28 protein-coding genes are annotated in these 18,106 nt (G+C 46.4%); all 28 read right to left on the minus strand.

Annotation, left to right across the window (positions count from 1 at the left end; genetic code table 11):
* Positions 1–314, minus strand: a 314-nt coding sequence (locus ACFIK0_RS08090) for a phage tail protein (protein WP_375663779.1), incomplete at its 3' end; no start/stop codon positions are given.
* Positions 314–1,195, minus strand: a complete 882-nt coding sequence (locus ACFIK0_RS08095) for a baseplate J/gp47 family protein (RefSeq protein WP_375663780.1) — start codon at positions 1,193–1,195, stop codon at positions 314–316. The genes ACFIK0_RS08090 and ACFIK0_RS08095, both read right to left, overlap by 1 nt.
* Positions 1,188–1,568: a GPW/gp25 family protein gene (locus tag ACFIK0_RS08100; protein ID WP_375613760.1), complete on the minus strand. Its 381-nt coding sequence runs from the start codon at positions 1,566–1,568 to the stop codon at positions 1,188–1,190. The genes ACFIK0_RS08095 and ACFIK0_RS08100 overlap by 8 nt, the downstream gene beginning before the upstream one ends.
* 3 nt (positions 1,569–1,571) lie before the next feature.
* Entirely contained in the window at positions 1,572–1,772 is a 201-nt protein-coding gene (locus ACFIK0_RS08105; protein ID WP_375620339.1) for a hypothetical protein, read from the minus strand.
* Between the two features lie 12 nt (positions 1,773–1,784).
* Positions 1,785–2,378 (minus strand): baseplate assembly protein, encoded by a 594-nt coding sequence (locus tag ACFIK0_RS08110; protein ID WP_375663781.1) that lies wholly within the window; start codon positions 2,376–2,378, stop codon positions 1,785–1,787.
* Entirely contained in the window at positions 2,375–2,896 is a 522-nt protein-coding gene (locus tag ACFIK0_RS08115; RefSeq protein ID WP_375663782.1) for a hypothetical protein, read from the minus strand. The genes ACFIK0_RS08110 and ACFIK0_RS08115 overlap by 4 nt, the downstream gene beginning before the upstream one ends.
* Positions 2,893–3,387 (minus strand): phage virion morphogenesis protein, encoded by a 495-nt coding sequence (locus ACFIK0_RS08120; RefSeq protein WP_375631564.1) that lies wholly within the window; start codon positions 3,385–3,387, stop codon positions 2,893–2,895. Before ACFIK0_RS08120 ends, ACFIK0_RS08115 begins: the two co-directional genes overlap by 4 nt.
* A 1-nt stretch (position 3,388) precedes the next feature.
* Entirely contained in the window at positions 3,389–3,811 is a 423-nt protein-coding gene (locus ACFIK0_RS08125; RefSeq protein WP_375612327.1) for a gp436 family protein, read from the minus strand.
* A 15-nt stretch (positions 3,812–3,826) separates the two neighbouring features.
* Positions 3,827–4,792 carry a capsid protein gene (locus ACFIK0_RS08130; protein WP_375613754.1) on the minus strand — a complete coding sequence of 322 codons (966 nt, stop codon included), beginning with the start codon at positions 4,790–4,792 and terminating at the stop codon, positions 3,827–3,829.
* A gap of 12 nt (positions 4,793–4,804) precedes the next feature.
* Complete coding sequence (locus ACFIK0_RS08135) at positions 4,805–5,146, minus strand: hypothetical protein (protein ID WP_375613753.1); 342 nt, start codon at positions 5,144–5,146, stop codon at positions 4,805–4,807.
* Positions 5,143–6,171 (minus strand): phage protease, encoded by a 1,029-nt coding sequence (locus tag ACFIK0_RS08140; RefSeq protein WP_375662991.1) that lies wholly within the window; start codon positions 6,169–6,171, stop codon positions 5,143–5,145. The genes ACFIK0_RS08135 and ACFIK0_RS08140 overlap by 4 nt, the downstream gene beginning before the upstream one ends.
* A 592-nt stretch (positions 6,172–6,763) precedes the next feature.
* On the minus strand, positions 6,764–7,969 hold the full coding sequence (locus tag ACFIK0_RS08145; RefSeq protein ID WP_375663783.1) for a phage minor head protein: 1,206 nt from the start codon (positions 7,967–7,969) through the stop codon (positions 6,764–6,766).
* Positions 7,962–9,542: a DUF935 domain-containing protein gene (locus ACFIK0_RS08150; protein ID WP_375663784.1), complete on the minus strand. Its 1,581-nt coding sequence runs from the start codon at positions 9,540–9,542 to the stop codon at positions 7,962–7,964. The genes ACFIK0_RS08145 and ACFIK0_RS08150 overlap by 8 nt, the downstream gene beginning before the upstream one ends.
* A 12-nt stretch (positions 9,543–9,554) precedes the next feature.
* Entirely contained in the window at positions 9,555–11,177 is a 1,623-nt protein-coding gene (locus tag ACFIK0_RS08155; protein WP_375663785.1) for a hypothetical protein, read from the minus strand.
* Positions 11,170–11,751, minus strand: coding sequence for a phage protein Gp27 family protein (locus ACFIK0_RS08160; protein WP_375631553.1), 582 nt, complete (start codon positions 11,749–11,751; stop codon positions 11,170–11,172). The genes ACFIK0_RS08155 and ACFIK0_RS08160 overlap by 8 nt, the downstream gene beginning before the upstream one ends.
* On the minus strand, positions 11,714–12,070 hold the full coding sequence (locus ACFIK0_RS08165; protein ID WP_375612320.1) for a hypothetical protein: 357 nt from the start codon (positions 12,068–12,070) through the stop codon (positions 11,714–11,716). The genes ACFIK0_RS08160 and ACFIK0_RS08165 overlap by 38 nt, the downstream gene beginning before the upstream one ends.
* A complete protein-coding gene (locus ACFIK0_RS08170) occupies positions 12,067–12,381 on the minus strand; it encodes a DUF2730 family protein (RefSeq protein ID WP_375607966.1) in 315 nt (104 codons plus the stop codon). Before ACFIK0_RS08170 ends, ACFIK0_RS08165 begins: the two co-directional genes overlap by 4 nt.
* Positions 12,378–12,620, minus strand: a complete 243-nt coding sequence (locus ACFIK0_RS08175) for a hypothetical protein (protein ID WP_375646427.1) — start codon at positions 12,618–12,620, stop codon at positions 12,378–12,380. The genes ACFIK0_RS08170 and ACFIK0_RS08175 overlap by 4 nt, the downstream gene beginning before the upstream one ends.
* Positions 12,586–12,924 (minus strand): hypothetical protein, encoded by a 339-nt coding sequence (locus ACFIK0_RS08180; protein WP_375654600.1) that lies wholly within the window; start codon positions 12,922–12,924, stop codon positions 12,586–12,588. Before ACFIK0_RS08180 ends, ACFIK0_RS08175 begins: the two co-directional genes overlap by 35 nt.
* A complete protein-coding gene (locus ACFIK0_RS08185) occupies positions 12,917–13,204 on the minus strand; it encodes a hypothetical protein (RefSeq protein ID WP_375663786.1) in 288 nt (95 codons plus the stop codon). The genes ACFIK0_RS08180 and ACFIK0_RS08185 overlap by 8 nt, the downstream gene beginning before the upstream one ends.
* Positions 13,201–13,782 carry a glycoside hydrolase family 19 protein gene (locus tag ACFIK0_RS08190; protein WP_375654599.1) on the minus strand — a complete coding sequence of 194 codons (582 nt, stop codon included), beginning with the start codon at positions 13,780–13,782 and terminating at the stop codon, positions 13,201–13,203. Before ACFIK0_RS08190 ends, ACFIK0_RS08185 begins: the two co-directional genes overlap by 4 nt.
* Positions 13,783–13,869: 87 nt before the next feature.
* Entirely contained in the window at positions 13,870–14,277 is a 408-nt protein-coding gene (locus tag ACFIK0_RS08195; protein WP_375612315.1) for a helix-turn-helix domain-containing protein, read from the minus strand.
* A 6-nt stretch (positions 14,278–14,283) separates the two neighbouring features.
* A complete protein-coding gene (locus ACFIK0_RS08200; RefSeq protein WP_375663787.1) occupies positions 14,284–14,901 on the minus strand; it encodes a regulatory protein GemA in 618 nt (205 codons plus the stop codon).
* Positions 14,902–14,911: 10 nt separating this feature from the next.
* Entirely contained in the window at positions 14,912–15,535 is a 624-nt protein-coding gene (locus ACFIK0_RS08205) for a DUF3164 family protein (protein ID WP_375627429.1), read from the minus strand.
* 14 nt (positions 15,536–15,549) lie between these two features.
* Positions 15,550–15,801 (minus strand): hypothetical protein, encoded by a 252-nt coding sequence (locus ACFIK0_RS08210; RefSeq protein ID WP_273790126.1) that lies wholly within the window; start codon positions 15,799–15,801, stop codon positions 15,550–15,552.
* Entirely contained in the window at positions 15,798–16,061 is a 264-nt protein-coding gene (locus ACFIK0_RS08215) for a hypothetical protein (protein WP_273790127.1), read from the minus strand. The genes ACFIK0_RS08210 and ACFIK0_RS08215 overlap by 4 nt, the downstream gene beginning before the upstream one ends.
* Positions 16,058–17,089, minus strand: a complete 1,032-nt coding sequence (locus tag ACFIK0_RS08220) for an AAA family ATPase (RefSeq protein ID WP_273790128.1) — start codon at positions 17,087–17,089, stop codon at positions 16,058–16,060. The genes ACFIK0_RS08215 and ACFIK0_RS08220 overlap by 4 nt, the downstream gene beginning before the upstream one ends.
* Positions 17,090–17,434: 345 nt before the next feature.
* The coding region (locus ACFIK0_RS08225) for a Mu transposase C-terminal domain-containing protein (RefSeq protein ID WP_375663788.1) at positions 17,435–18,106 on the minus strand (672 nt) is incomplete at its 5' end.

Here is an 18,106-nt window from a genome sequence, read left to right on the forward strand (position 1 = left end):
CCCGTCCAGGCGGGTTGAAAGCGTGCCGAAATCCCTAGCCATTCAAGCCCCATCTCTATTGCCGCAAGGGAGCCGCGAATATTTTGCCATGCAAGACCCTGATCAATTAAATCATAAAGGTTAGAGAAATAAGGGTTTAATTCTTGTAAGCCATATTCGTCTATTAAAAAGGGCAACCAAGAAGGCGGACGCGTAATAAATTTCGCGCGAGGTATTTCTTCGAGTGCAGTTTTAACGTGAAGTTCAAGAGCCATTGCTTCTGCAAAACAACGTTCAAACAAGCTCGAATTCGGGGGCAAAAGTGAGGAAAGCATCAATAAGCACGCCCCCGTTCAAACAAAACAATATCCCCTAGTGCGACTGCTTCATCCGGTGCGACCAAAATATCCTCAAAAGGTTGCGTTATGTTCACATGGTGAACGCCCTCAACCATCAAGCGGCTTAGTATCCAACTTAAAGACAAATCACGCCCAAGCCTCCATGCACGCGCCCATTCTGCTCTTAAATTCTGCTCCGCTCTTTCCAAAACAAAGGAGCCTTCATCCGGTAACAACCAAAAATCAGCAGAAACATTGATCATCCGCTGTACCGCGCTTTTCACAAGGATGTGGTCATTGGTCATTTTAACATGGGGGGCATCAAGGGCTGCTTGCACCTTTGCAATTAAAGCCTCATCAGCCACCCCTGAAGGAGCGTCACTAAAAAGCGCAACATGAATAAGCGGACTTTTACCCTCACGATAAACAAAAGCATCTTTGACATGGATATCGCTTGAGAGGGCAAAATATTGGTAACGTGGCGCTGTGCCACCTGTGGAATGTCCTTGTCTATTCAAGCGAATGCGGCGGCGCAAACGCTCATCATCTTCATCCAAAAGGCGCGTGACCCCATGAAAATCCCCCAAATGATCTAAACTTGTTCCATGGGCAAATGTGAGTAAATTATCCCGCGCCACTTCATTAATTCGCTGGCGCAATAGCAACTCTTCATAAGCCGCCGCTTGCAATTGAATGACAACCGGATCATAAGCCGTCTTTTCCACATTATAAGGAATATGATGCGCTGCAAAAAGCTCAGTCAAACGCGTGATCTTTTGCTCTAAAATTGCTTCAACAGAAAGCTCTTCAATAATTTGTGGCAGAGGGAGTTGTGGAGGGGGAATCTGTGAAAAGGATAAAGGTTCAAACTCAGTCATCACCAACCTCTAAATTGATGCTCATTGGCTCTTGGTGTGACCAATCTCCCAAATGCCCATTGGGATAAAAAACACCCGTTAAAACAAAATGGAACGTGCCTTCACGCGTTGCTTTTGTCAGATCAATCCTCTGCAACGAAAACCCAGGCTCTCCACACTCTGGATCATCGAGTGCTTCAACAATTGCTTGATAAAGCTGCATCATCGTCGCAGGATCAGCATTGGCATCTTGGAATGCTCCAACATCACATCCATAATGACGACGCAAAACCCGTGTCCCAATTCTTGTCGTCAGACATTTACGAAGTGACTGTTGACAATGCGCAAAGCCATATAAAAGAGAGCCATCCTTTTCGCTCATCCCGCACCGCATGCTTTAAGCTCCTTTACTTGTCTTTGTGGTAGAAACAGTTGGGGCCGCCGCAACAACAGGGGCTGGTTTTTCAGCGATCTGACCAAGCAGCAACGGATATTTAGCCGCTTCCTCACTTAAACAAATTTCTTCACCTTTGCCCGGTGAACGCTTGCCTGCAACAAAATCGGCATTGGTTAAAATAACATAAGTGTTCTCACGCATGATAAAACTCCTTTAAAGGGGGGAAGAGGTTGTGGAGGGACCCATTTTGACCCCACCGTGTTTGTGGCTTGCGCCAACAGATTTTTGATTGTGCTGTAAATCTTCTGCTTGAATCCGCACACTGCCCGTTAATTCAACACGGGTTGATTGATGAGAAAGCACCAAACCTTGTGCACTCAAATGAATTTGATTTTCCCCATGGGAGAGAATAAGTTCATCTTTTGTCATCCGCAAAGCGCCACCCGCATAACAGAGCGCCAACTCTTGGAAAGAGCGTGCGGGATTAGGTGCATCTTCACTATAGCTATCGCGCACCACCAGAGAGGCAGAACCAATCTCACCATGGGGGTTTAACAACCGCACCGGATCACCAACATGGAGGGGCATATTGCTTGAGAGAGCGCCAGAAGCTTCTTGCGCTTGCAACCAAGGCGATAAAACCGCTTGTCCATTGGAACCCTGTTCGGAAAGTTTCACCCGCACCCTATGGCCATCAACTTGCACAACCCGCCCGATCATGTGCTGGTTGGCAAGACAGCGTTCAAGCGCATCAAGACGCTTCATTATTTGTCGTAAGGTGTCACTCAACAAATGCGCATCATTCATGCCCCCACCTCATTGTCCCATGAAATCAAACCACTTTTGAGTTGTCCTTCATCACAAAAAATATCATGTCCCAACTGATGCAAATCTTGGTGCCATTCCACCACGCTTATCGATACACCACGCTGCTTAATCGCCGCAGAGATAATCGGTTCAATTTGCACCTCACGCGGGGCACTCAAATGCGTTAGTCCCCACAATTGCCCGCTATGACAAAGCACCGCAATGGCTTCTGCTAAAAGCCAACTGGAAACATCACGCTCTTTACCTGTGGTAATAATAAAAGCCCCTAAATGAAGATCAGCACTCATCTGTCCACTTGCTACAGGATTCAAACGGCTTTCTAACACCGCAACCCGTATTGCTGGAGCCACCAGCATCTGTGTTTCAAGTTCTTCTAAATTAAAACGTCCAAATTGACAGCCGCAATCACGCACATCCGGCAAAGCGCCTTTAAGGCTCCTTATCACCGCTTCACGAAACTGATTAATGCGCCCTGCTTGTGTGATCGTTTGGTTCATGAAAAGACCCTTTCCAGCCAGTCTTCTGTCGCTTTGACAATTTCCACTTTATTGTGCTCTGAAAGCCCCAAATAAGGGCGTGCCGGCATAGTCACTTGATGCACACAAACAAAGCGGTGTGCATTGCCGCTTTTAAGAAAAAAGCGCAGTGTCTTGCCATTTTTCGGGCGAATAACCCCACCTAATTGATGAATCCGCGCATAAACCAACCCAGAGCCCACAATCACCTGTTCTGGTGAAGCTTTCATATCAATGGAGCGTGAAAGCGCCCCACTGGCATAAAGAATGGAGGTGCGGGCATAATTGTTTTTCCACTTCTCTCCTTGGGCAGAATTTTTTTCGCTTTGAATCCGCCGCCTTGTGCTTTCTTGGATGAGACGCCCAACCCCTTGTGCCAAAGTCCCCATCGAGCTATCAGCGCCCTTTTGCAAAAAGGATAAAGCCGCTTCAAGCCCTGTCTCTTTAATCTCAATATGGGTTGCAACAGACATGTTACCTTCCCATCAAACGCGGCTTGGCATGAAAAAAAGCCCCATCACGAACCGGTCCATCTTCGCTCATAATTTTAGGTTCATCTATGCCTAAACCCGCTTTGCCTTCGGCAATACGTTTCAGCAAATCAACCGCCTGTTTGTAACGATCTTCAATGGTCGTGGTCAGCGCCGTATGGCGTATGGCTAAATTATAAACAGCAATATTGACACAGATCATACCCAGAGCCGCCGGCTGTCCAGCAATGGGGATTGAGTAGCGATGAGACAAATGCACATCAATCTCACCACTTGCCTGTTCGAGCGCGCGGGCAATGGCTTGCTCTGAAAAAACTGGATCAGAGTTCTCATCCATCCCACACAAATCATCCAAGAAGTCATCACCCCAGAGCTCTTCAATCAATGTTTTGCTTGCATAAGCCATGTTTAAAAGTTTCCCTTAGACAACTTCTTGCAACAAAACACCGGCATCTTTTGCGGCAACCAATTCACACACACGTTCCCCCACACGCACCCGTTTACCACCCGACAAGCCGATATCTGGATCTTGGATCACTCCAGACAAACGCTCGCCCAACTGGGCGCTAAAGCCCCAACTGATCACCGAACCATCTGCCTGTTGTTTGGTAGGGTCAATATAAAGCAGTGCAATCTTATTGCCCCACACGCGTGCCAATTGTGCCGAACGCCCTTTACGTGCCAAATTCACTTGCGATTCACCAATGAGTAAACGATCGGGGTGTATTTCCATCAGATCAGCAAATTGCGCCTTGGTGACAAAACCATCAGCAGTGCCACCCCCTTTAACGGCTTTAATGATTTTGGGATGACGTTTGAGTTTTGACCAAACAACTTTGCCCATCACAATGGTGTTGGGCGTATAGACGAGACTTTTATCCATCGCCTCATCTAAAGTGGCATAAGGGTCAGATTTCTCATAATCGCTAAATTTATTTTCACCCTTAAGCGTAATCACCCGCTCTGGTGCGTAATTTTCACTTCTTTGCACAAGAGCTGCAACACGCACTTCACGCCCCAATTCTAGCAAATTGGCAAGTCCCTCTACAGCTGTCTTTTCGGGGTTATAACGAGAGCGCTTTTCTGCCCGTGCGCGTGCCGCTGCTTCAATATCTGAATTGGGAATCAAATCATCAAGTCCGTAATCTTTGACACTGGCTTCCCGTTCAAAGGCAGAAAATTCCACCACATTCGGGCGCCCTTTTCGCCCAACCTCAAGTTCAGGCACGGTAAAATTTTCTGCTAAAGGAAATTCACTATATTTAAACACCTCACTTAAAACACAAACGCGTGGCAAAACTCTATCGCCAATAAGAGAACCTGCTGGATTGCGATAACCAATAGCAATAGCGGTGAGTGTTGGATCAATGGGAAAAGGTCTGTTCATTTTATGCCTCGATTAATTAATTTTAAAAGAAATAACATCACCAGCAGAACCATCACTCATGGCAATACCAATGGTGCGATCTGCGGCTTCCGCTTTAATGGCGTGTCCTTTGGGGTCAGAGGTCAAAAAATCACCAAAGGAAACATTGCCTCCACAAACCACTTCGCCCCAACCACATTGGCCAACATCAATCATCTCACCAGCCTTGGCACTCAATGACCCAGCAGTCCCTAATAATTTATCACCCTTACCAGAAGCCGTTGCCACCATTCCATCACCGCGCGCTGCAACAATGCAATAAGGTGAAATCACATCTCCAGCGCGAAAAGATTTAATCAAAATCATCGTACTCATAATGGGCGCTCCTTTTGCTCGCTAATATACTCAACCGCTTGGCTAATGGTGATGTCGAAGCCTTTTTGCTTCTGCTCTTCCTGATAATGGCGTGCCGCAAGGGCAACCTCTTCTGGAGCAAGCTTTGGTTCTTGCGCTAAGGCACACACTTCTAAAGGGCTTGTTGAGGCAAGCGCCGGCAACTTCTCGACCAAACTTTTAAAATGCTCCATCCCCCCTTCAAGGCTACAGAGCGCACGATATTCCTCGCGAGCAGCCGGCAAAATCTTGCCCTCTTCAATGGTCTTGTCTAAAAGACTCTCAATGGCACTGTTTTTTTGCTCTTCTTGCAAAAGCGCTAAATCTTCTCGCGCTTTTGTTAATTGGGCATTTAATTCCACGCGTTCCTTTTCGCGCGCTTTAAGCGTTGCTAAAACCTCATCCGCTTTAGCATCTTCTGCCAGCGATAGTGCACTGGCAATGGCTGTCAAATCCATCATTTTCTCCGTCAAAGTTATAGGGGAAGGCTGTTCACGGCTTAAAGCCGTCATGACAAGGGCTGGACGGTTCACCAAACCAGCACCTGCTAAATTTAAAATTTCACCTTTCTTGGAATGGCGAAACTCAGGCGAAAGATAGCGATATTCTCGGGCAACAATCTTTTTAGCGGCCATATCGGTCCATTTAACACGCCCCCAAATCGCACCATCCCGCTCTGCTAATTCTTCAATCCAGCCACTGGCAGGTGCTTCTAAACCATTTCTCGCACGGTGATGTTGCCCATGCTCATAATCAATCACAAGCGGTCCTTTATTGGCTGCAAAGGCTTTTAAAATAGTTTGCGGGTTATAATGCCATTGTCGTCCATCACGTGCCTTCACATGGGGCGCTTTGGGCAAAAGCTCTACCCATTCAGGCGCTTGGCTAACGGTGGCGTCTTCACATGAAATGTCTTGGCATAAAACGTCTGGACAGAGATCTATTAACGCAGCATGAAATGTTTCTGCATCCCCATCTTTTTGATCTTCGTGAAATTCCTGTTCCATACATTGCCTATTGCTTTACAATTGTCATTGGCAATACAATGCATGAAACTTACTCCCACCATAAGTCTGACACTGTCAGTCAAAAGAGCATTTCTCAAAAAAGCACTCTTTTCCCTATTCTTCTCCTTGTGAGAGAAACCCCCGTGCCAAACCATCCCATAAAATCGTTTTCAAAGGCACTTCAAAGACGATAGAGCGCCGTTGTGAAGTGAGAGGTACAATTTATCGCCTTATACAAAAAAAGCCTCTCTCAAGCCGTTTTTTTTAAAAATTGCTTTTTGGCTTAAAAACATTATATCATTGGAGGTAAGGCGTGAGCCAGTTTTGCCAGGACGGTTTTACCGGATCTGCGAGGAGTTGACCGCCCTCCACGCCTTCTCATTTTCTCACGCATCGACTCTCTTCACAAAAGCCAACATGGTTTTTCTCAAGTCGTTTTTTTAAAGATTGCTTTTAAACTTTTAAACTGTTACTTCTATCCACGAGGCGTGAGCCAGTTATACCAGGACGGTTTTACCGGATCTGCGAGGAGTTGACCGCCCTCCACGCCTTCTCTTTTCACAAAAGCCAGCAGGTCTTTCCGGTGTTCTCTTTACAACAACCTCTCGCCCTTTTTTTCAGCCGCATCCAATAAGCGTCCAATTTCTCTAGAGCTTTTTTTATGCATGGAGGTCAACCACCATTCTTGTTTGCTTGCCACAAATTTAACCGCTAAGCGCCACCATACCCCATCATTTTCACCCAAAAACACAACGCTCGGTACACCTTTTCGCCTGATAATTCCATGGGGGCGAATGAGTGTTTGAATGGCGCCTCGAAAATCATCCAAGCGAAGATCACGCGCTTGATGCTCTAACAAAATATGTTTCACACTGTCTGCGGATAAGAGAATAAGAGAATTTTCCGCTGCAAAAACATCACCCACCTTTTGTGGTATCGGTGCAATGGGTATAAACCCGCGAGGCATCCGTCCTTCAAACATGGCTTCCAAAAGTGGTGAACCCACAATATCTTCAATGGCAATGCGTTTGTCATTGTCCCCCATCACAGAGACTTTATCACTCAAAAAACGGCTTAAATTTTGCGCCCGATGTTTCCCAGGATTAGAATGCCAACCAGGATCAATCCCCTTTGGTATCTTCTCAATTTTCCCCGTTCGCTTATTGTGCCAAACCTGCTTTTCAACATGAAGTGGCTCTGCCCCCTCTTCATAGCCTAAATCTTCTGCTTCATAACGGCTTACCTGTCGCACACTGCATTTACACCGCCAACCATTGGGCGGATAAAGCCAATCCCAAACCGGATCATCAACAGGTGCGGTAAACCCCACCCAACTTTCATGTTCTAAACGCTTATGTTCTGAACTTGACAAAGCATAGGTGAGATAGGGCAAAAATTCTTTATTATTTTGTGTGCGCTCCCACTCACCTGCCGCATGCGCACTCATGGTATTGGCCCAATAGACCGTTTCTAAACGCCGTGGGCTGCCCAATTGTACCACGCTCTTTTCACCAGTTTTGGGGTCAATGCTGGTCTTTTTACCCCACCAACCCTTTTCCTGTAAAATCGGCATCAAATTTTTTTGAAAATCTTGAAAAGGAACTTGATGCTTTATGGCTTCTCCAACCGCTCGCTTAAAATCCTCCAAAATATCATAGCCTAGCGATTTTGCCACCGTAAAGGAAAAGGCATGTTCTTCTGGTGCTATATCACGCCAATCAAAGCTTGGAACAAGTGCCTTGGCTTCAAAATAACGGGTGACCTCTTTAGGGGCGGTTTTAAAAAGTTCCTCATCCATGATACCCAAGCCCACGTGCAATCATTTGTACTTTTGCCAAGCGCGCTGCTAATGCATGATGATCCATCTCACCCAATAATTCATCTAAGCCTTTTAGGATATCCTCATAACTTGTTGCTTCTCTTACAAGCTTTTTAAAAGGCTCTAAAAGGGGTTCTAAGTCCTCTTCCCAGTCGCTTAAAGCTTCTTGTGAAAGCCGGTCCAATTCGTCGTGATATTTCCCACCCTTCTCTTTTGCACCCTTGCTCTCTCTTGTCACAGAAACATCAAAAACACCTCCACAATCAGCACAAACATGAGCCTTTTCTCCCCTCTCATCATCAAGCGCATTATCAGGAGCCTTTAAAACATCCTCTTCCTTTTTTGGTTGCGAAAAACCAATCTTATTGCGCACTTCTTGCGCCCCAACACGCAAACCTAAAGGCACAAGTTTTTCCAGCGCATCACTGATGGCTTTAATGTCTTCATTTTCCGAAATCGGCCAATAGACAAGGGGAGCGCGCTCTTGGCGCCCAAAATTAATCTCAACAAAGGGCACAATTAAATCACGATTAGCCGTTAAAGCTAATTGGCGTGCATCAGCTCTGGCAATATCATGGCGCACATTTTCATGAATGCGCGCTTGCGAAAAGGACGAACCATCATCCGTCGTCATGGTTTGCCCCAACACACCTTTAGAAATTTGTCGATCTAAATATTCCGCCTTAGAAGCAAACACCGCATTGCCACTGCCCCCTGCCGCTTCAATAAATTCAATCTCCATTTCTTTGGGAATAATCGCTGCCGCATCACTGGATAAATCACGCACCGCTTGAATAAGAACCCGTCGTTCCTCATGAGAAGAGCTTGCCCCATATTTACCCACACGCAAAGGCATGCCATAAACTTCTAAAAATGCCATCCAATCTTTTAAGGTATAAGATTTAAACAAAAAAGCCCAAGCTGCAAGCCGCGCAAGCCCAGAACGAATAGGCAAACCGCTTTTCAACTTGGGTCTGTGAATAGAAAATTTATAAGCAGGCAATTCACTTCCATTAAAAGACCCCTCTTCTTTTAAACGCAAATGAAAACCATCCCGTCGATCCAATTGAAAAAACCGCTGGTCACGCCATTTCCAAGCAACCGGCCACCATTCCTTGGCACTCTTGTCCCACAAAGTTTCAACAACCGCATAGCCTTTTCCCAAAGCATCTAACAAATCCGTGACATAATCATCAACAAAGGTAGGTGCACTAATCACTTCCCGCACCGCATCTGCTATCTTTTTGTCCTGTGCACTGTTGCTTGCGGCAATCACTCCAGGCTCCACCCCTGTAAGGGCATTTTTACGCATGCCAAGCACAGCACGATAATGCAAATCACGCTCTTCCATATCATCGGCAAGTTGGAAAAACTGCTCTGGATGCCCCTGTGCTGCCTGTTGCAAAATATCAGCAAGTTGCGCAGGGGTCAGACCACTGACAATGGTTTGTGACCATACATCACGAACACCGCCAACGGTAGGGCTTGCAACTTCTCGCTCCAACCCTTTGATATTAAGCGCCCTGCCCCACTGATCTAAAAGTTTTACCATCTCATCATCCCATCAATAAATCTTTGATCGCATTGTTGAAAAAAAAGGCGTTGAAAAGAGCGAGCTTTCATCAAAACGATAAGCCTCTCTCACAGGGGTATAATCATAAATTTCAGGAGTTTGGCGGCTGACAAAATAAGCCAAAGCGCAAGCAATCGCGCTATCACCATGGCGCATAAAACCATCACTGCCTTTAAAACGATGATTGTCTGGAATTTTCACAATGCCATTGACATAAGCAAGCGCTTGATGATCGGCAACAATGTCACTATCGCGCGGCAAAACAATCGTCCCATCCCCAAAAGCTTCTAAATAAGCCGGCATTTCCTTGCCATACCAACTTTGTGACAAGGGCACTTCCTTCACAAGAGCTCCATAACGCTGCGCCGCTTTTTCGGCTAAATAAGCCCCATTGCCCCGCGCATCTAACGCGCCGCCCATCAAACGCGGCAAACCATTCACCCCATAAAATAAAATCTCTCTTTGTTGATCAAACGGCGTATTGCGCAATTCCACCATAAACCGGACACGGCGCACCAAATCTTGTCCCACCTCCATCACCACAATCGATGTCGCATCGCCCGATCTGGCAAAATCAACACCAAAAACATGTTGGCGCCGCCGGTCAAGCCCAATATGAAGAGGTTTTATATGTTTCTCACACCAAGCAAAAGCAGCAACACTTCGTTGATGTTCCGATTGATTTTTAAAATCATCCACACAAGCAAAACGCAACACCGCAATATCAGGCGCACAACAATTTTCAATCTGTAAGCGTGTTAAAGCAGCCCCTTCTTGATCGGCTGGTATGGCATCTAATTCTTGGCGCATCGCAGCCAAACGCACCCCATAAGACGCGCGAATTTGATCTTCCCATTGTTGCTCAGAAATTCGACTCCACACCTCCCCCTTCATGGCACAAACCCGTTTAAACAAGCCATTTTTAACAGCAACACCAAAGGGGTAACAATGCACCGAAAAAGGAACCTTACCTGCTCGCGCCTCACGGATCAATTCATTGAAAGGATTGAGCACACCATTATGGGTGGAGATCACACGGATTTTTCCTCCCCAAATGAGCAAAGCATTGACAGCATCCAAAACAGAGCGCACATCTTGATGAAACGCCGCCTCGTCAATCACCACAATGCCCTGTAGTCCGCGAATATTTTCAGGGCGGCTAGAAAGCGCCTCAACCCGAAACCCCGAAGCAAAACGCACCCGATAAGCAGAGATATATTTCGTTGAACCATCCGCCCTTTGATCAGAGAATAAAAATTCCTCAACATCCCCACTATGGCTCGTAATTGCCGAAGCAAAATTGCTCACATAGCCAATAAATTCCCGCCCCTTGTCTTTGGTGTCACCAATATAAAAAACATTATCGCCCCTCGCTTCACGTGCCGCCGCTGCAATCAGTGTATCATCCAAAGCTTCTGCAAAAGTAATGCCGGTCCGCCGCCCCTTTTCCACCAGTTTTAATGGGGACTTATCTTCAATCCATGCCCGTTGATGCGCCATCAAAACGCCTTCCGCTAAGGGATCACTCTCTTTGGGAAAAGTACTTTTCCGCCAAATATCAAAACCACTCTGATGATCAAAGACATGACTTTTTGAAAAGGGCTGTTCAGCCATGTTTTACCCCCAACACCTGCGCACGAATAGCTCGCGCTGTTTCTTCTGAGAGCCCCGCCGCTGCTGCTGCTGCGTCAACCGCTTTGCTTGCTTTGCTGGTAAAATCCTTCTCTAATCTTTGCCGTCTGGTGGTCGACAAATGTTCAGCCGCCAACACGCCTTTAAGCGCATTGGCCAATTCTTGTGCTGCCTTTGGCGAAAGGTTTTTCCCACTGCTCAACGTTGAAAAAATCAACTCCTTAATCGCTGCCGCCGTCAAAAGAGTGATATTATCAGAAGCTTTAGCATCAAAGCGCTTGGAGAGGCTTGCGGCAATTTCTCTTGTCTGTTCTAGGCGCCGTGACATCACGGCTAGCCGCAAAGAATAACGATTAAAACTGGAAAAAGAGGGAATAGAAAAGCTGAGACCCGTTTCCTTTCGTAAAGCCTTCAAAGCCGCTTTAAACTCACCATAAATAGCCATTTGTGTCTTCTCACGCCCATTTAAAGCCTCAGCAGCAGCAGCAATAATTTGATCACAAGCTTGCGGCAATAAATCAATCGCCGTTAAACGTCCACGCCCGACCTTGCGCATCCTTCACCTCGTCTTTTATTGATGAACGTTTAGGCCGCTTAATCCCCTCAATGGAAAAGCTCCGGTCTAAATGACGCGCTCCCCGTTCTGTTAACGCCGCAAGAAAAACCGAACCCACACATTTTAAAGTAACAGCACCTTGATCTTCCATCCATGCCAGTTCATTATGCACAAAATCGCGATCGCGTCTGATGCCATAACTGTATAAAAGCCGCTCAATCATCGCACTCGATAAAGTTTCGCTGCGCTCACAAGCAAGCCCTTTTAAAATAATCAACCGCGCTTCTTCACGGATGATTTTATCCATATCTGCTTTCATTTCTTGGCATTCTCCAACAAAAACTCTTGCAAGCGCTCACCAATGGCTGCCACCGGTTGTAATTGTGCAGAAAGCGTGTTGAGACGACCATTCAATTTCTCCATATTCACTTCCAATCTTTGCAGCGCATCACGATCAGGCAAAAAGTCCATCTCTGTTTCTAACTTTTGCACACGCTCTTTAAGCGCCGTGATATCTTTCAGCATTTCCCGCGCACCTGAAGAAAAATAGGCTCTCAAAACCCCACAAATCGCAATAACCGATAACAATAAAGACAACCAGCCATTGGCAACACTGATATCCAAATTCACTTAAAAGTCCCCTCTCTTTTGCCTAAAATCGCCCTCTCCGCAGCTTTTCTACGCTGTTCACAAATCAATAAAGCAGCACGATCACGCCCCCAATAGTGCACCACTTCGCGCGCATTCAAAGCACGCTCTGGCAATAAAGCTGGACGGGCACACGCCATGCGAACAACAGGCGGCAACTCAACCGATAAAAAATGATAAGAAAGGCTACCCACCGGCTTGTGTGTTGAGCAAGCGCACACGCTCAAGCCCAATGCCACCGCCAGTAACCGGCAACTTCTCATTGACTTCCTCCATTTTCACAAGCTTTTGTTCCAAAGCCGAAATCACCCCTTGCGCTTGATGCTCAGCTTCCAACGCTGCTTGTCTTTGTCGCTCTTGTACAAGCAGTGCACGTGCTGAAGCCTTGGCAATCTCCAACTGCCAATACAAATCACGCGCCTTTTCCGCCTTTAAAATTTGCGCTTTCATAAAGCCAAAAGTCGCCAACATCACACTGACCAAAAAAAGCAGACCAAAAGACAGTTTTGAAACAGGGCTAAACATTGCTTTTATCTCCCCACCTCGTTATCTCCACCCCATCATAGGAGCGGCTATGCCGCTTATGGGAATGCTTCCTATTGGAAAAATCCAACGAGCCAAAGCCACGATGCACCCCCAGATTGCCAACAATAATCGCCACCATCGAAGGAATAGAAATGCTCGCCATATCAACAATATGCGGAGCCCCCCACAAACCACCAGAAACGAGCAAAAAAATAACCCCCCAAGAAAACCAAAAGGACCACCATAAATAGAGCCTAGAACCACGATAAGAAGGTTTCATGCCTTTACCTCGCCTCCAAGTCCCAAAAGCTTTTTGGCGCGGTTCAAATAAATCAAACGTTGCACAAGTCCATTCTTGCCCCCATTGATCGCCTTGGTAATCCCTAGATAATCATCTCGATCAGCCAGCCTATTCAAGCCTTTCATTTGCCAAAACCAAACAGCAGACCAAAGCGCTGCTGGAAACTTTTCCAGCTCTTGCGGAAATGCTTCACAATCAACCGCTTGTTCATCGACTAAGCGCCAAAACTTCGTAAAACGACGATAATTATTTCGCCCCGTCAACTGGATCAAACCACGCCCCTTAAAGTGCACCCCATCCCCAGGGTTGACATTGCCTAAATCACGCCGCCCCTCATAAGCGCGCCCTGAGGCATATTCACAAACGGTAAAAAAGCCATCACTCTCATGGGCACATTGGCTTAAAAAATGCGCAACACGCAATGGTGTCGTGATCGCTCCATAGGATAAAGCTTCAGGCAACACACGTGCCATTTCAACAATAATAAAATCTTGGCGCGCATGATGCGCCAATTTAGGCGCAAGGCGATGAAGAAAAGAGGCATCTATTGAAACCATAACAAACCACTCAATGAATAAAAATCCATTCGCAGTTTATCGGGTCTCACTCCCCCAATATAAGCCTGACACTGTCAGTCAAAACTCTCAATACTCATAAAACTCTGGAAATAATAAACCTTGTGGTTCTTTTGAAGAAATTTTCTTCTTCAAGCGATAGGCTGTACGCACATGCATACCAGAAACAGCAGCTGCAGTATCCACCGACCAGCCTTTTTGCAACGCTTGCACCATTTTTTGCCGCCGTTCAGCATCTCTGCCAAGGGGGATAAGAAGGCGCACACCCGAACCATTAAAACAAAAATGGTTGATGAGTTGCTGCGCCTCTTCAAACCCAACAATTTCAATCAACCAATCCGCACTCTCAAGACGCCCGGGTATATAAACTTCTCGTCCACCAAAAGCCCGCATCATATTCCATGCTGCTTCACTGCCCGCAACATCAGCTATTTCACGCAATAAGGCAGGAAAATCGCTATAGATTTCCTCTTGCATACATGCTTACCCCTCGCTTTTAACACCTTTACGGATTTTCCGCCCCCAAACATTCATCACTTCTCTAAAGTCGCCCCCATTCATCTCACCCAAAGCTTTACCACTTAACGCCATAACACTTTGGTGAAAAGCCCCAAGCTCAAACATAGCATCGGGATTCAAACACTTCCATTGGGCACACAAAATGGAAATGCTTGGTTTATTCCTCCATGAATCTTCGCGGTTTTTTCCTCTCCAGTCAACCCCACCCTCACGCTGCAACCAACCTTTCAACGCCTCAATAGCTCTGCATGCATCATCGCTATCGCGTAAAAAGCGAATATGATCAACGCCTGTCTGTCTTTTCACAAAGGCAAGCAATGCTTTATCTGAACGATCACGAATAATGCCAAGATTCCACCCAGCAATCCAGAGCGCCTGGAGCTTCTTGGCATATTTACCCTCTAAACGCTTCCCATTCGGCTCAAAACCACACGCTTTCATTTCAGCGACGACTAAACGCTTCTCTAAAACACTCAAATCTTTCGCCGATTGCTTGCCTGTTAAGCGATATAGCATTGCGCGATAGGTCTCATCATCAAGACCTAACGCGCGTTTTCCCATATGAAGGACAGCTAAAGACATCTCCCTCCCCTCATGTCTTCGCCAAATCAATGGTCACAGCACGCCAAGCGCTTTCTAGGCTATCACGCTCATAAAAACGCACATATTCCTTAGATGTCGTCACACGGAATGACTCACGAATAGCACGCATCGCCTCTTTCCAGCGTGGATCATCAATATCCAAACGCAACAGCATAAAGATCTCCCCCCGATTCACCTTGCCTTCTTTATCCGTATTAAAAGCACGCGTAATAATCGCACGGATTTCAGGGCGCGCATCCGCAGACCATTCATTCAAACATTCATCAAGAAGGCTTTTGGCAATTTGCAATTGCGGTCCAAAATCAACACTCTCCTGAACTTGCACCTTAATGCGTTGCAAACCATCAAAGCTTGTGTAAGTACAATTGCCCTTTTTGCCACGCCGCTCCACACCATATTCTTGCGCAAGCAAGCTATCAAAATCACTCAAATCCGCAATCGTATGGTTGTTAAAACGTGCAATCCTTGCCGATAATTCTTTCGCAAAACCCATAATTTTGCGCACCGTTTCATCCTCTAACAAATCCGCAGGGCGGATCAGGTTTACCGGCACCAAAGCCCCTTTTGCATCCTTCATATAACGCGTACCTTCAAGTTCAATTTGTGGATTCATCACCAACTTCCTCCTTATGTTTTTTGAAACCGACGAAATGGCACAACATCCCCTGAAGAAGGCGCACATCCCGCTTTCAATTGCCAACGACACCGCATAAGCTCATGACCTAAAACGTGGTTATAGCCTGCCAAACGACGCAAATACTCATTCAATTCTCGAACATCTTGTCCATGCAAAAAAATCCCATCCATTTCATGTTTTAACAAGGCAGAGCGCAAAGCAATCAAGCTATCTCTCACCATATAGGGGTTGCGTTCCATCATTTGCTTCCTCCAAAATCCATATAAATCACACGATTGCTCTCATCCGCATCAGAGCCTTCACACTCAGCCAAAACTTCTGAAACTTGGCCTTCCAAAACCGCATCCGCTTCCCCCAAACGGTGAACACTCAACTCCAATTCAAGCAATAACGCCAAATCAACACACAATTTAAGCTGTTCTCCAATATCAAAACCGCATTGATAATCGTCATAAAGACCAACAAGCGTATCGGATAATTCTTTGTCGCATAAAGAGATCATGCCAATTCCTCCACGTCACGGTTTTTCCATGCCGCTTTGACATGTTTCAGCGTCACCTCACACCCATCTCCAAGAGCTGCCATGCGTGCCAACATCATGGTTTTGTCAATTTGCCGCAAAGCACCAGCCTTTAAGCCAATCCCTGTCAAAAACTTTATCGCACCAACATCTTCAATCCCCCAATCATGAATGCGCGCTGCAATATCCTCACTATAGGGCTTGCGCCGTTTCAAATGCATCGCCAATCGGCTTTTAATTTGCGCATAAGAGGGACCATTTTGACGATGAACCAACCGTCCAGAGATTTCATCATTGCCAACCAAAGCCAACCCCGTACCATTAATATCAACAAAGTGGCGCAACTGATTAATCGCTTCATCCGTTAAATTTTGCGCCTCATCAACGATCAACAACGTACCACTGCCCACGCGCTCTAACTTTTTGCCAATCGCACGCGTTAAGCGGGTGGGATTATATTCCACCACTTCCAATTCTGCTGCCATATCATTCAAAATACCGTGAACACTGCGCGTATGCGGGCTTGCTGTCACCAGATAAACATGCGGGCGGGTAGAGCGATAATGGCGGCAGGTTTCGGTCTTACCACTGCCCGCATCAAGCGTAATCATCACCATATCCCCCGTACTTTGTGCCAGTGTTAAAGTATCAATAATCTCACTGGCAATTCGATTCCTCTGAAAGGCTGGTTTTTCAGGAATGCGCTCCAAAAACCCCGCCGTTTCCTTTAAAACCTCAACCCATTGTTGAACCTTTGCATTTTGCTTCCCCAACTGTCCCGCATAACTGCCCGCATACCATTGCGAAAACGTCCCATCCGGCATGCCTATGCGCCGCGCCACCTCTGCTTTCGACCAATCATTCATTTGTCCCAAAGCTCTCACCGCATCCACAAGCTCATTCCATAAAGCAATGTCATCACTGTTGCGGTTTTGTGCTGTTCCATTAGGCTGGATTTTAGGTCGCGCCCAAGGATTTTTATCGACCGTTGCATTTATCGCGTTTTTCATGTATATTCCCCTCTGTATTGATTTTAGACTATTGATAAGGGGAAGGGCTCCCACCCGCCCCTTATCTTTTGTCTTTACAATGAACATTTAAAAGCCGTACGCGATACTAAAACGGCTAACCTTGCAAATCCCCTCTCTTTCTCACACATCAGGGAACTTGCTAACTCCACGCATCTCACCCGATCAGGTAAAGATACCTAGAAACTTCATGTATTGATTAGACTTTTAAAGGATTAAGATTCCTCCCCCCCTTTCTTTGTTAACGCTTCAAGCTGATACGCGATACAAAACCAGCTTCCTTTTGAGAATTCTTATAACCCCCCTCTCTTTTCCTAGTTCCTTATTCTATTGCTTGGGAAACTTGATCACCTCACGCCCCTCATCAGAGGCGGAAAGCTTTCTCAAAGCTTTATGCAAGTGTTGACTGAATTCTTCCTCCCCCAAAGCCTCATCATCGTCTGCTTTCAAAGCTAAATTCCCCACATTGTTTGGCATCAAGCGGCTCACCTTTGGCTTTATCGGAAGCTTCGATTTGAACGCTTCATCCTTTTTCTCAAGGCGCCCATAAACATCGGCCAAGTGATCAGGCGCAAGCTTTGCCGCTAGCTGTTTTTCTGCTTTAACAGCCTTCACATATTCTTTACGCAAACGCCCATTCAAGCGCGCCGCCTGCTGGTCATAAAAACCTACATCAGAAAGGCATGGTGCCAAACAAAGCAACCGATTGTTCAAATCATAAACCCGTAAATCTTGATGCAAATTATCCGGATCAAAGCGTACAATCACCTTTTTCCCCGCATGCTCATTCAACGCCCGCGCCCAATAACGATTGCCATAAAAATGGATCTCGCCCGTACCCTTTTGCGCACGCAATGCCTCAGAGGTTAAAAGCCATAAAGCCCGTTGTGCTGCCGTTGCTTGCCGAATAATCGTCCCCTCTGCTTGCAAGCTCTCAGTAAAGGTCTCATCAAAACTGCGCCCCGCACAATTAACCGCTTTGCGCCCTGCTTGCGCATT

This window comes from Bartonella sp. CL63NXGY, assembly GCF_042194905.1.
Taxonomy (GTDB): Bacteria; Pseudomonadota; Alphaproteobacteria; order Rhizobiales; family Rhizobiaceae; genus Bartonella.

Excerpts from the sequence above, each read along its gene's own strand:
- ACFIK0_RS08195 (WP_375612315.1), bottom strand. The coding sequence starts at position 14,277 with ATGCAAGAGGAAATCTATAGCGATTTTCCTGCCTTATTGCGTGAAATA.
- ACFIK0_RS08165 (WP_375612320.1), bottom strand. The coding sequence starts at position 12,070 with ATGAAAGCAGATATGGATAAAATCATCCGTGAAGAAGCGCGGTTGATT.
- ACFIK0_RS08130 (WP_375613754.1), bottom strand. The coding sequence starts at position 4,792 with ATGAACAGACCTTTTCCCATTGATCCAACACTCACCGCTATTGCTATT.
- ACFIK0_RS08100 (WP_375613760.1), bottom strand. The coding sequence starts at position 1,568 with ATGCGGTGCGGGATGAGCGAAAAGGATGGCTCTCTTTTATATGGCTTT.
- ACFIK0_RS08210 (WP_273790126.1), bottom strand. The coding sequence starts at position 15,801 with ATGATGGAACGCAACCCCTATATGGTGAGAGATAGCTTGATTGCTTTG.
- ACFIK0_RS08095 (WP_375663780.1), bottom strand. The coding sequence starts at position 1,195 with ATGACTGAGTTTGAACCTTTATCCTTTTCACAGATTCCCCCTCCACAA.
- ACFIK0_RS08115 (WP_375663782.1), bottom strand. The coding sequence starts at position 2,896 with ATGAACCAAACGATCACACAAGCAGGGCGCATTAATCAGTTTCGTGAA.
- ACFIK0_RS08155 (WP_375663785.1), bottom strand. The coding sequence starts at position 11,177 with ATGGCTGAACAGCCCTTTTCAAAAAGTCATGTCTTTGATCATCAGAGT.
- ACFIK0_RS08105 (WP_375620339.1), bottom strand. The coding sequence starts at position 1,772 with ATGCGTGAGAACACTTATGTTATTTTAACCAATGCCGATTTTGTTGCA.
- ACFIK0_RS08215 (WP_273790127.1), bottom strand. The coding sequence starts at position 16,061 with ATGATCTCTTTATGCGACAAAGAATTATCCGATACGCTTGTTGGTCTT.
- ACFIK0_RS08220 (WP_273790128.1), bottom strand. The coding sequence starts at position 17,089 with ATGAAAAACGCGATAAATGCAACGGTCGATAAAAATCCTTGGGCGCGA.
- ACFIK0_RS08110 (WP_375663781.1), bottom strand. The coding sequence starts at position 2,378 with ATGAATGATGCGCATTTGTTGAGTGACACCTTACGACAAATAATGAAG.
- ACFIK0_RS08190 (WP_375654599.1), bottom strand. The coding sequence starts at position 13,782 with ATGGTTTCAATAGATGCCTCTTTTCTTCATCGCCTTGCGCCTAAATTG.
- ACFIK0_RS08135 (WP_375613753.1), bottom strand. The coding sequence starts at position 5,146 with ATGAGTACGATGATTTTGATTAAATCTTTTCGCGCTGGAGATGTGATT.
- ACFIK0_RS08140 (WP_375662991.1), bottom strand. The coding sequence starts at position 6,171 with ATGGAACAGGAATTTCACGAAGATCAAAAAGATGGGGATGCAGAAACA.
- ACFIK0_RS08150 (WP_375663784.1), bottom strand. The coding sequence starts at position 9,542 with ATGGTAAAACTTTTAGATCAGTGGGGCAGGGCGCTTAATATCAAAGGG.
- ACFIK0_RS08180 (WP_375654600.1), bottom strand. The coding sequence starts at position 12,924 with ATGTTTAGCCCTGTTTCAAAACTGTCTTTTGGTCTGCTTTTTTTGGTC.
- ACFIK0_RS08125 (WP_375612327.1), bottom strand. The coding sequence starts at position 3,811 with ATGGCTTATGCAAGCAAAACATTGATTGAAGAGCTCTGGGGTGATGAC.
- ACFIK0_RS08185 (WP_375663786.1), bottom strand. The coding sequence starts at position 13,204 with ATGAAACCTTCTTATCGTGGTTCTAGGCTCTATTTATGGTGGTCCTTT.
- ACFIK0_RS08205 (WP_375627429.1), bottom strand. The coding sequence starts at position 15,535 with ATGAATCCACAAATTGAACTTGAAGGTACGCGTTATATGAAGGATGCA.
- ACFIK0_RS08120 (WP_375631564.1), bottom strand. The coding sequence starts at position 3,387 with ATGTCTGTTGCAACCCATATTGAGATTAAAGAGACAGGGCTTGAAGCG.
- ACFIK0_RS08200 (WP_375663787.1), bottom strand. The coding sequence starts at position 14,901 with ATGTCTTTAGCTGTCCTTCATATGGGAAAACGCGCGTTAGGTCTTGAT.
- ACFIK0_RS08160 (WP_375631553.1), bottom strand. The coding sequence starts at position 11,751 with ATGCGCAAGGTCGGGCGTGGACGTTTAACGGCGATTGATTTATTGCCG.
- ACFIK0_RS08145 (WP_375663783.1), bottom strand. The coding sequence starts at position 7,969 with ATGGATGAGGAACTTTTTAAAACCGCCCCTAAAGAGGTCACCCGTTAT.